Annotated in this window: 13 protein-coding genes and 1 tRNA gene; 1 reads left to right on the forward strand and 13 read right to left on the reverse strand. The window is 20.2% G+C overall.

The features are described from left to right. The first annotated feature begins 59 nt into the window (after positions 1-59). Complete coding sequence (gene recO, locus ACJA27_RS03565) at positions 60-764, forward strand: DNA repair protein RecO (protein WP_406617931.1); 705 nt, start codon at positions 60-62, stop codon at positions 762-764. A 27-nt stretch (positions 765-791) separates the two neighbouring features. Here recO and ACJA27_RS03570 read toward each other — a convergent pair whose 3' ends face one another. From ACJA27_RS03570 to ACJA27_RS03630, 13 genes are all read right to left on the reverse strand, one after another. Then, positions 792-1,988, reverse strand: coding sequence for an acetate/propionate family kinase (locus ACJA27_RS03570; protein ID WP_406617932.1), 1,197 nt, complete (start codon positions 1,986-1,988; stop codon positions 792-794). 43 nt (positions 1,989-2,031) lie between these two features. Continuing rightward, positions 2,032-2,108: transfer RNA gene (locus tag ACJA27_RS03575), tRNA-Arg, on the reverse strand. 204 nt (positions 2,109-2,312) lie between these two features. Then, entirely contained in the window at positions 2,313-3,071 is a 759-nt protein-coding gene (locus ACJA27_RS03580; protein WP_406617933.1) for an MAG0920 family protein, read from the reverse strand. Positions 3,072-3,080: 9 nt separating this feature from the next. After that, the gene (locus ACJA27_RS03585) at positions 3,081-4,430 is read right to left on the reverse strand and encodes a hypothetical protein (protein ID WP_406617934.1); all 1,350 of its coding nucleotides are present in this window, start codon (positions 4,428-4,430) and stop codon (positions 3,081-3,083) included. A gap of 90 nt (positions 4,431-4,520) precedes the next feature. Further along, on the reverse strand, positions 4,521-5,192 hold the full coding sequence (locus ACJA27_RS03590) for an MAG0920 family protein (protein ID WP_406617935.1): 672 nt from the start codon (positions 5,190-5,192) through the stop codon (positions 4,521-4,523). 1 nt (position 5,193) lies between these two features. Next, positions 5,194-5,892 carry an MAG0920 family protein gene (locus ACJA27_RS03595; RefSeq protein WP_406617936.1) on the reverse strand — a complete coding sequence of 233 codons (699 nt, stop codon included), beginning with the start codon at positions 5,890-5,892 and terminating at the stop codon, positions 5,194-5,196. Between the two features lie 11 nt (positions 5,893-5,903). Next, positions 5,904-6,488: an MAG0920 family protein gene (locus tag ACJA27_RS03600; protein ID WP_406617938.1), complete on the reverse strand. Its 585-nt coding sequence runs from the start codon at positions 6,486-6,488 to the stop codon at positions 5,904-5,906. 144 nt (positions 6,489-6,632) lie between these two features. Beyond that, positions 6,633-6,971 carry an MAG0920 family protein gene (locus ACJA27_RS03605; protein WP_406617939.1) on the reverse strand — a complete coding sequence of 113 codons (339 nt, stop codon included), beginning with the start codon at positions 6,969-6,971 and terminating at the stop codon, positions 6,633-6,635. A 376-nt stretch (positions 6,972-7,347) separates the two neighbouring features. Next, positions 7,348-8,661, reverse strand: a complete 1,314-nt coding sequence (locus ACJA27_RS03610; protein WP_406617940.1) for a hypothetical protein — start codon at positions 8,659-8,661, stop codon at positions 7,348-7,350. 154 nt (positions 8,662-8,815) lie between these two features. Further along, on the reverse strand, positions 8,816-9,088 hold the full coding sequence (locus ACJA27_RS03615) for a hypothetical protein (protein ID WP_406617942.1): 273 nt from the start codon (positions 9,086-9,088) through the stop codon (positions 8,816-8,818). A gap of 406 nt (positions 9,089-9,494) precedes the next feature. Beyond that, entirely contained in the window at positions 9,495-10,691 is a 1,197-nt protein-coding gene (locus ACJA27_RS03620; RefSeq protein ID WP_406617943.1) for a hypothetical protein, read from the reverse strand. Further along, positions 10,684-11,562 carry a DNA-methyltransferase gene (locus tag ACJA27_RS03625; RefSeq protein ID WP_406617944.1) on the reverse strand — a complete coding sequence of 293 codons (879 nt, stop codon included), beginning with the start codon at positions 11,560-11,562 and terminating at the stop codon, positions 10,684-10,686. The genes ACJA27_RS03620 and ACJA27_RS03625 overlap by 8 nt, the downstream gene beginning before the upstream one ends. A 731-nt stretch (positions 11,563-12,293) precedes the next feature. Continuing rightward, a complete protein-coding gene (locus ACJA27_RS03630; protein WP_406617945.1) occupies positions 12,294-12,482 on the reverse strand; it encodes a hypothetical protein in 189 nt (62 codons plus the stop codon). Positions 12,483-12,492: the final 10 nt, after the last annotated feature.

Raw genomic sequence — 12,492 nt, forward strand, 5'->3', positions numbered from 1 at the left:
TTAAATAAATAACAATATTATATATTAATACATTTTTATTATTAATATAATATAAATATATGAGTTTTGAAAGCATTACCAACGTTATTTTATTGTCCCTAGCCCCATATCAAGAAGAACCAAATCATAGTATTTTACAAGTCTTTACTAGCAATGGAAAAATATCTATGATAGCACAAGGAGTTAATAAACCAAATTCTAAAAATAAAAGTAATTTACAAGTTGGAGGAGTTATTCAATTTACTTATTTTAAAGCTCGTTTAAATGGTAAAATGAGTAAATTAAAAAAAGCAAATCTACAAAAGCAAATTGACATATTAGACTATAACAATGCTTTATTTGTTAAAAAAATCATTTTATATTTACATCATATTGAAGAAAAATTTTATAATGCTTATAGATTCTATAATGAGCTATTTGATTTTATTTCATTAAATAAAAATAGTTATTTAATGACATTCTTTGTTGCTAATACCTTAATTTCTTTTGGGCTGCAAATTTCAATAAAAGGTTGCGTTGAATGCAAAAGTATAAATAATATTTGTGATTTTAGTTTTAAAGAAGGCGGATTTTTATGTGATATACATAAAATAAATGATAAAAAAATTGGATTATTAAAATCTCATTTTTATTTATTTACTAATTTAGCAAACTATATTGAAAATACGACTCCAGAAGAGAATAAGCAAATATATTTAGAACTTTTAAAATTATTAATGAATAATGGTATTTTTGTCGATTGAGAAGAATTTAAAAAATCTTAAACATTATTTTGCTTAAGATTTTTTAAATTATTTTTCATACAATTCTTTGGTCTTTTTAGCTATCAATAATTCTTCATTAGTTCGTATTACAAAAACCTTAACCTTAGATTTTTTAGAACTAATTATTTTATAATCATCATAAGGTAAAGAAATTTTTGAATCATCTAATTCAAAATAATTGAATTTTAATTTTTCTATTAAGAGTTTTCAAATAGTGGGTTGATTTTCTCCTACTCCAGCAGTAAAAACAATAGCATCAAGTTTATTATCTAATTTATTAGCATATGAAGAAACATAATCAGCAATTTTTTGTATATATATATTTAATGCTAATGTTGCTTTTTGATTATTTTTTGCATAAGCAAATAAAATTTCCCTCATATCTGAAGAAATTTCAGAAACACCTAAGAGTCCGGATTTTTTATTTAATATATTTGTTACTTCATCAATATCAATATTCAATTGTTTTACTAAAAATTGATGAATTGAAGGATCAACATCACCGGATCTTGTTCCCATCATTATTCCTGCTAATGGAGTTAACCCCATTGAAGTATCAAATGATTTTGAATCTTTAATAGCGCAAATAGAAGCCCCATTACCTATATGCATATTTATATAATTTAAATCTTCTTTTTTTAACAATTCTTTTAATTTTAAAGTTATATATTCATGACTAATTCCATGAGCTCCATATTTTTTTATATGATATTTTTTACTTAATTCATAAGGGATCGGATATAAAGAATTTATTTCTGGAATAGTGGTATGAAATGAAGTATCAAATTCTAAAGCCATTTTAGCAAAAGGCATTACTTTCATAAAACCTTTAATACCTTTAACTGCACCTGGATTATGTAAGGGAGCATAAATTGATAAATCTTCAATTTGTTCAATTACTTTTTCATTTAATTTTGTAGTTTTTGTAAATAGAGGACCTCCATTAACGATTCTAAAACCTATATATTCGATCTCTTTAGGATTTTTAATTAATTTAATTTCTTCAATAAGTTGTAATAATTCTTCTACAGCAATAGCATGATTTTCCATTTCAACTATTTTTTCATAATTTTTACCATTATATTTTAAATTTATAAATCCACCTTGAATGGTAATTTTTTCAGCAGTTCCTTTTGCTATTAATTCATATGTATTTTTATCAAATAAAGAAATTTTTATTGAACTACTACCAGCATTAACAACTAAAATTTTTGATTTTTCCATAACAATATTTTCCTTACAAAATAAATAAAAGAGTATAAAAAAATGGCGATCACGAGAGGATTCGAACCTCTGACAACAAGCTTAGAAGGCTTGTGCTCTATCCTACTGAGCTACGCGACCACACATATATATTTTAATACATTTTGCTTTATTTTTATTATTTTTTTTATATTAAATTTTTACATTTAATTAAAATTTAATTTTTCTTATATTACTATATATAAGGTAAATAAATAAAAAATAATTTTAATTTTTCTTAATTTTAAGATAAAAAAATAAGTTAAAAAAACTTGTAAATAATACAAGTTTATCTAGACCAATTTTTTACTTTTGAAAATATTTATCATAAACTAATTTTCTATTAGTTCATAATCAAACATAATTTGATAATTTAAATTTTTGATTATTATAAATAATTTGATCATAATTACAAATTATTAAAAAATAAAATTCATTTGAAAATTCTTCAAAGGATTTAGTTAATTTTAATATCTTAATAACAAAATTAAAATCAAAATTTTCAAAATAATTAATATTAATATTTTTTTTCTTTTCAAATAATTGAAACATTTTTTCTTCTATTTCTTCTTTATTATTTTCAAATAAAAATTTATCTTCTTTATTATCGTTCCAGTTATTAATTTTTAAAATTATTTTTTTTACATCAATAAAAACTTTAAATCTATAAAAAGAATTAAAAATATGAATTAATCACAAAATAAATATAAATAAAAAATATTTTCAATATTGTTTAATATCAAAATAATGTTTCAAAAAGATGATTAAATAAAATAGGAGATTTATAAATAATGAAATAAATAAAATAACAAAAGAACTAATAATATATTTCATTACCATTGATTGCTTACTTTTAAAAAAAGTTAAATAATCCTTATGAAATTTAATATTTTTTCTATTATCAAAACTAATTGTATTTATTTGTTTTAATAATATTTTTTTATATGAAAAAATATTATATTTAGGATTGGAATGAATTATTCAAAAATGTAAATCGGAAAATATAATTAAAATTAACATCAATATAAAAAAATAAGTCATTTTTTTCAATTCTTCATTTTGCATACAAAAAATTTAGCCTAAATTATCAAATTTATATTTATTTGGTAATGTTCTTATATATCATCCGTCTCTTTTACTAAAAATTTTAGTTAATCCTCATGTACTTAATTCTAAATTTGTATAATTTAACATTTCCATTAACGTTTTAACTTCATTTGTTTCAATATTTAAAAAATGTAAATTAGTACCTCCTTTTCCTCCTTTTCAATATGGTTTGTCCAATGGAGATTCATTTATTACCTTTCATTTTACTTTCTTTAATTTAGTTATAGTATCTACTAATTCTTCAGTAAAATTTGTAAAATTCTGCATTTTTTCTTCGAATTTTTTATAATTTGAAATTTCATTTATCAAATCATAAATATTAAAACCAGCTCCCAATATTGCTAAAAAACCTAATGCTTTAGAAAGATTCTTAGATATTTTGTCTAATGAATTACTTATAAGTTTTGAAAATTTAAAAATATTTAATGATGATTTAATACCAAATATAGAAGATTTATAAGCTAATCATATGGTTGACTTGTCTTCTATATTTTTTCATTCATCTATTAATTTCAATATATGTTGATGTTTTTCTTGAATACTATTAATTATTAAATCTAATAATGTAGAAGTAGACCCGAAAAGAGAAGCAGCAAATGAAGTAGCTAATGCAGGAGCGGTAGTTGCACCTCCTGAAAATGGAATTGCTACATAAAAACCAGCAGAAAGAATTCCAGCCGCTGCTGCCCCTCCCTTAAATATCATTGAAGCTATTTTTAAATTTTTAATTTTATTCAAAATAGGTTTAATATCGTTTTCTATAACTGACAAAAGAGATTTAAAATTTTCTATTTTTTCAAAAATATTTTTGCTATTTTCTGTTCCGTCATCATTAATAGCAAATTTATTTTTATAATCAGTTACTATTCTTTTATAGTAACTTTTAGTTTCAATATTTATTTGTCTTTTTTCTTCTTTCAATAATCTGTTAGAAGATAATAATGTTTCTCGAAGTTTCAAAAATATTTGCTTTTTAAATTCTTTTTTTTGATTTTTAATTTTTTCTATAGTTTCTTGATTTACTAATTCTTCTTTTTTGTATTTTTCAATTAAAATATCGCATATTTTTTCTTTTTCATCTTCACTTATGCTTTCTAATATTTTTTTTGACGATTTATTAGAATTTATTTTAGAAGTTATAGATTTAAATAAATCTTTATTTTCATCTAAAAATTGATTAATTATAGATGAAAACTTTTTTAGAGTTTGTTCATTATAAATTTCATTATTATTTTCTTTAATTTCATATGGAACCGATAAATTAATAATTTTTGTAATTTCTGTCATATTATTTAATAAATTAAATAAATTTTTCATATTTCTTCCTTTTTAATACATTTTTAAAAATAAAAAGTGTATACAAAAAACCACCAATTAAAATTTAGTATAAATTTAAAAAGATGATTTTTATATTATTTTATATTTTATAAAAATATCTCTAAACATATTAATTGAAACTTTTTCTCCCACATAATTAAGTGTATTATCAAAATCTAAAATTGCATTTTGATAAATAATTTCTTGTTGTTTTGAAAAAGATAATTTATTTAAATTTGAAGGGTATTTATTATAAAACTTGGTATTTGTTCATTTATCTACGAATCAATATCAAATTTTATTATCAAAAGAATTTAATTCTATTTGTTTTTCTGTATTATTCAAATCAATTTGATTTTCTAAATATCTTTCATCTGGTAAACTTTCATTTAATTTCTTCCATTTTCTAAGTTTATGAATAGAGAATGAAGATTTAAAGATAAGATAAAACAAAAAAATAGGAGTAAAAGGAGCAAACATAAGTCATTCATTTTCTGTAGATATTTTAATAATGATACCTAATGTATTTCCTACTAATACAATAGGTAAGGCAAGCGAATATAATAAAATGCATATTAAATAAAATTTAATATATTTTTTTATATAAGAATCTCTAACTTTAATTTGTTTTTCTACATAATATTTCACTACATATTTATGTATATAATAATGTTTTCAATATATATTTAAAAATAAGAAAAGTAACCCTAATAAATCTATATTTAATGAAAAAATAAAAATTACCAACACAAAAATATACATCTTAATTTTCCTTATTTATTATTTTATATTCTATAAAAATATCTCTAAACATATTAATTGAAACTTTTTCTCCCACATAATTAAGTGTATTATCAAAATCTAAAATTGCATTTTGATAAATAATTTCTTGTTGTTTTGAAAAAGATAATTTATTTAAATTTGAAGGGTATTTATTATAAAACTTGGTATTTGTTGATTTGTCAATAAATGAATATCAAATCTTATTATCAAAAGAATTTAATTCTATTTGTTTTTCTGTATTATTCAAATCAATTTGATTTTCTAAATATCTTTCATCTGGTAAACTTTCATTTAATTTCTTCCATTTTCTAAGTTTATGAATAGAGAATGAAGATTTAATTGTTAAATAAGTAAAAAATACAAAAGTTATAACATTTAATGCTAAATACATAACTTTTGTATTTTGTTTAACAAATAAAGAGTGAAAAAATAATATTGAGCCCAATAATTCTGATGGTAAAAATATTACTCAAATACATAAATCAATAATATTATTTTTAATATGTTTGTTAATTACAAAATATCTAACTTTAATTTGTTTTTCTACATAATATTTCACTACATATTTATTTATGTAGTGCATTTTAATATAAAAATTTGCAAATATAAAAATTATTAAACAAAAAATATAAGGTAATATAGTAGCAGATATTGATATTCATGTTAAAAAATAAATCATTTTTCTCCCTTTTATATTATTTTATATTGAATCATTTCATCTTTAAACATATTAATGTTTATAGGAGAATAAGAATCTATTCAAAAATTATTACCAAAAATTTGCTGTGTTTTTTCATAATTTAAAACTATGTTCATATAAATTATGAATTGTTGTTTTTCAAATGGTAATTTATGAAAATTTTTAGGTAAATAATTTTTAAAAAATATATTTCTTACAATTTGAAAATTATATTTACGACAACTTATATGCAATTGTCTTTGACTTAAATTGATATCAATAGATTTTTCTATTAAATGTTTATCATCAATTTTATTATTTATCTTTTCTCATTTGATTTGTCTTTTTAGTAAAACAATAGAAAATATTCAAATTCAACAATAAAATGGAACAAAAATTAAAACATTATTTAATGTTCAAAATCAAAATATAAACTTTTCTTTATCTTGAAAAAAAGTTATTGCATTATGAATTATATTTTTTACAAAATAAGCAAAACAGATTGAAGAAACAATGAGAAATATTTTAGCTACTTTTTTATAGTGGATAATCAATTCGGATCTAACTTTATATATATATATATATATTTTCTGCAATATTGATTTACATAACTCAATCCTTGCCAATATCATCTAAATTTAATAAAAAAATGCAAACCTATAAAAGAAAAGAATAATAATAACAATATTGAAATATCTATAATACAAAATATTAAAACTTTCATAAAATCCTATCTAAATTTAACCATTAATTATTTTATATTTGATTGCTTCATCTTTAAACATATTAATGTTTATTGGTATTCCCACCGCCGATCAATAAGATTTACCTATAAGCAATTCTGTTCTCTCATAATTTAAAACTATGTTCATATAAATTATGAATTGTTGTTTTTCAAATGGTAATTTATGAAAATTTTTAGGTAAATAATTTTTAAAAAATATCTTTAATAATACTTGAAATTTATATTGTTTATAACTAATATATAACTGTTTATCATTTGCGTTTATATCAATAGATTTTTCTATTAAATGTTTATCATCAATTTTGTTATTTATCTTTTCTCATTTGATTTGCATAATATATCAATACAATACAATTATAAAAAATCAAATAAAAACAACAAAAAAGAATAAATCTATTGGACCGATTATCAATAATAAAATACTCCAATTATTAATAGAAAATTCTATTATGCACAAAGCTAATAATGTGATTGAAAATATTAAAAAAAGAAAAGAATACAAAAAAGAAAAAGTCGATATTTTTTTATAATGATAAATTAATTTAGGTTGGACTTTATAAACAAATTTTCTACAATATTTATTTACAAATTTTATTCCATACATATATCATCTAATTGTTGGAAAAAAAATTAATATTCACACAAAAAATCACAATAAAACTATTATTATGACATTAAGAATAGATAAAATAAAAATAGTTTTATTCATATTAACCTAAATTATCTTCTAATATACCATTTTTAATAGTTCTAATGTATGTCCCTTTTTTATGATCTCTAACTCTTTGTAAATTTCATAAACTTAATTCAAAATCAGTATATTTTAACATTTGTTCAAGTGTTTTAATTTCTCCTGTTTTTAAATTTTTAAAAATTAAATTTTTACCACCTTGCCCGCCTTCCTCATAATGACCTTCTTGTTCCGTTTCATGAACAACTACTCATCCAATTTTTTCTATATCTTTTGCTTGAACTAAAAAATTTGCAATTTGTTGATTAATTAAATTTGTAGTTTCATTAAAATAATTTAGTTCCGTAACTGCTTTATATAAATCATATGTTTTTGAAACAGTTTGTCTTGCAGCTAATGCTGCACCACTTACAAGAGATAAAGCAGAAAAACTTTTAACATGTTTAATTAATCCATATAATTTATCTATTTTGCTTAATAAAATGGGTGTATCAAAAAACATATTTCATAGTGGTAATGAATAATCTTTTGAATATATACTTTTTACCAAATCATTTGAATATTTAATCATTTTTTGTAAAGTTCAAATTTTATCAGATATTGTACTAATAGCAATGGACAAACCATATGTAGTAGCAGACAAAACCATTGCTGCTGTTGCAGCTGGAGGACTAAAAAACGCTCCTATTCAACATGCTGCTGATCCTGCTGCTGTTGCAGCTGATATAGTTGTGCAAGCAATTTTTCATTTTTGCAAAAACAATATATGTTCATTGGTTTTTTTAATAATCTCATTTCAAAAATAAATTTGTTTATTTAATTCTTCATATTTTTTCAATAAAAATTTAGAAGATATTTTTCCATCATCATTTATCTTTCAATCTGGATATTTACTAGAAGAAGATATTCTTTTTAAAATATTATTAACTTGTTTTTTTGTTTCTTTTTCTTCTTTTTTTATATTAAAAGAAGTTTGTTTTATTCTTTTAATAAATTCTTCTTTAAAAATTTGTTTATTTTCCCTAAATTTTTTTAAAAATATTTCTTTTTGTTTAAAATTTGATTGTTTAATTTTTTCATTCATTAATTTAAAAATTTTGTCTATTATTTCATCATTTAGTGAATTCAAAACATTTTTTGTTGATTTTGTAGTAGAAAGAATATCTTTCGAAAGATTATTTAAAAAATCATCTTCTGAAAAATTAGAAAAAATATTTAAAAATTCTTTAACTTCTTCATTATTTGTTATATTTGTATTTATTTGTGTTGGAATTGTAGAATTTGTTATTGCATTACCTATGCTTAAAACATTTATTAAATTTAAAATTTTCACATTGTCTCCTTATAATAAATAAATTTATTATATTGCTTAATTAAGTAGAAATAATCCAATAGAAAAATAAATTAAGTTTTTTGTATTATTTTATATTTAATTGCTTCATCTTTAAACATATTAATCTTTAATAATGTAAAATCACCAGAATAATTTAAACTAGATTCAGCAAAAAAGTTTTATCATAATCCAAAACTAAATTCATATAAACTATAAATTTTTTCTTTTCAAAAGAAAAAACATTAAATTTTTTAGGTAAAAAATTTATAAAATGAAAAACACCAATAACTTTGTATTTATATTTTGTGGCAGAGATATTTAATTGTTTTTCATGTATATTAACATCAATGTTTTTTTCTATTAAATATTTATTGTCAATTTTGTTATTTATCTTTTCTCATTTGATTTGTTTTATATATCAAATCAAAGATACAATAAAAAAAACATTGGTAAAACAACAAAAATTGCCGCAGCATTTAGAGAAAATAACGGAATAATTAGTTTGTTTTTTCTATCTAAAAATAAATTAGAAACACAAAAATAAATCCTAATAAAGATAAGAATAACATACTTAATATATAAAGAAATATTCTAAGTGTCATTTTTATAATATTTTATTAACTTGGGAGAAACTTTATTAACATGTTTTCTACAATATTTATTTATAAAAGTTAATGCATATGAAAATCATTGCAATTTATAAATGCAAGCAACTACAAAAATTGTCTGTCATAAACATTAAATAAAATAATATATTGATTAAATAAGAAAAACTATTAATACTTGCATATATCTCCTATATTAAATAATTTTAATATAGGAGCTTAATGGTCTTACTTTTCAATATATTCTTTTAATTTTTCTTTAGCAAAATCTATATCTATATCTATTGCTTTAAAACCCAACAAAATATCATTAATTGCTTTGCCTTGCAATTGAATAGTTCCTCTTCTATTTATTCCAGATCAATGATTTGTTATATATGAAGTATATAGTAAACTTTTATCAAATAAAGGGGCTAATTTAGTGGATAATGTTTTTTTATTTTCATCTATACCAACAAAATAAAACAAAAAAATAGAATTTTCTTTTCCTAAAAATTCCAATAATTTATCTAGATTGACTCCTTTAGGAGCAGAATTTAAATTAATCACTTTTATTTTTATGTCAATGGAGCAATTTTTATTATTTTTTACTATTAAAAAATCATCTAATCTATGATCATTAATATTTTTTTTGTTTGTTAAAAAATTATTCATTGATTCTTCAAAAGTTTTTTCTTCGCCTTTTACTATTAAATTTTGTATGTATTCGCCATATTGTTTTGGATTATTACCAGTACTTACTATTGAATCTAAAATATTTGACCTCGTTTTTTCGACTCTTTCATTAAGCAATTCTTCAATTTCATTAAAATATTGTGAATTACAAAATTCTTGATGTAAATTAGGAGAATTTAAAATATTTAATTTCATTAAATCATTAATTTCTACTTTTTTCAAAATAGGTTTTATATTCTTTGTTTTTTCAACAATATTTTTTAAATTTTCTTCAAATGAATTATTACAATGAAATGTAAAATAAATTTCTTCAAAATTTTTAGGTTCATTAGATAAAAATTCACTACATGATGAACATTTATCTATCAGTATTGTTTTTAGAATATCGTGCCCTAAAATTGAACCTTTTATGTTGTTAAAATCTAGATTTTTACTAGAATGTGAGACTTTTTTTATAAAAGAAGAATTTATTAAATAATAAAAATTTTCATCAGGTGTTATTCTAGCACATATAAAAGGTATTTTGTCTTTGTCAAAAATTTTAGATAAAGATATTATGGTATTAGAAAAATTTTCATTCTTATTTTTTGTATATGAAACCCTTATTGCAAATTCATTTTCTTTAAAAAGAATAGAATGATCTTTAATCATTTTGTATTCATTCATTAAAATGTTTACACACTCTGGTTTTGAATGTATATCTTTTAATCTAGATACTATTTCTGTAATGGTATGAAATACATTAATCATTTTTTTCTCTTTTCAAAAAATGACTTTGTTCTTTTAGTGTATTTCTATCCCAAAACACATTATCTACATAGCCTTGTATATTTTTATTGTTTTCAGCTTTATTCAATCGTTCTATTGAATATGCAATATATTCTTCTTCTTTTTCTATACCCGAAAATCTTCTATTTAATTTTTTAGCAACAACACAGGTAGTTCCACTCCCTAAAAAACAATCAAAGACAAAATCCCCAACATTTGATGAGGCTAAAATTAACTTAGCAATTAATTTTTCTGGTTTTTGAGTAGGATGACTAGTATTTTCTTCCATACTTCAATAAGGAATGGTAATATCATTTCAAAAATTAGAAGGATATGTATCTCTATAATTAATTCCATTTATCGTGAATCAATCTTTAGCCACATTATTTTCTTTATATGGAGCAACCACTACTTTTCTTTGTTTTATTTTTTCTACATTAAATACATAGTTAGTTTTTGAACAAGTAGCATATCAAATATCCTCAATAGAATTTTTTCAATTTTTTAAAGAGCCTCTACCTTTTTCTCTTTGCCAAGTAATTCTATTTTGTATAAAAAATAATTCATTTAAAACATTAAAAATAATATTTGAAGATTTTCAATCACAACAAACATATATTGAAGCATTTTTTGTTAATTTATTTTTAATTTTAGATAATCATTCATAAGTAAATTTATAATATTCATCATTTTTCATTTCTTTGAATTTTGATGAACCATAAGTTTTTAATAAGTTATAAGGTGGATCAACTATTAATAAATCTATAAAATTATTTGGTAATTTTTCTATTGTTTTAAAAGTATCGCCAAAAATTATTTTGTTCTCAATATTTTGTCTACTTAAAATATTCAAATTTTTATTTACTTTTAATATCAATTCATTTTTCAATAATTGATTTTTATCAATTTTAGTAAGGTTTATAGACTTATTTTTATTGCTATACCCCCCCCCGGTTATTATTTATTGTTTGTTCCATTTTACCTCCATTATTTTTAAAATAATAACATTTAAAAATAATCATAAGCAAATTTACCTATGATTATTTTTTGTTATTGAATAAATTAAGTTTTTTATATTATTTCATATTTTATTGTCTCATCTTTAAACATATTAATGTTTAATAATGTAAAATCACCAGAATAATTTAAACTAGATTCAGCAAAAAAGTTTTATCATAATCCAAAACTAAATTCATATAAACTATAAATTTTTTCTTTTCAAAAGAAAAAACATCAAATTTTCTAGGTAAAAAATTTATAAAGCGAAATTTACCTAAAATTTTATATTTGTATTTTGCAGAAGATATATTCAATTATTTTTCATTTGTGTTAGCATCAATGTTTTTTCTATTAAATATTGATCATCCATTTTATTATTTATTTTTTCTCATTTAATTTGATTAATATATCAAATAAAAGTCTTACTTATAAATGCCGGAAACAATAAAAGAAATGTTAAATCTAATCCAAATAATTTATAAATAAATTTATTCTTATTATCTAAAAAATATACAATAAGTTAAAAAACAACACCTAATGTAGAAAAAAATATCATTAAAAAGCTATAAAGCAATATTAATAAAGCTATTTTTTATAAAAACTTATCAATTTAGGTCAAACTTTATAATTTTGTTTTATGCAATATTTACCAGCGGTAGTTAAAGCATTTAAAAATCATTCTAATTTATAAGAAAAACCAATAATCATTGTTATAACAAATAATAAAAGAGCTAAAGCATCAAAATTAAAAGCAGAAATAACTAATTCATTCATAATATTTTCT

Origin of the sequence: Mycoplasmopsis lipophila (assembly GCF_045276895.1) — a bacterium.
GTDB lineage: Bacteria > Bacillota_I > Bacilli_A > Mycoplasmatales > Metamycoplasmataceae > Mycoplasmopsis > Mycoplasmopsis lipophila.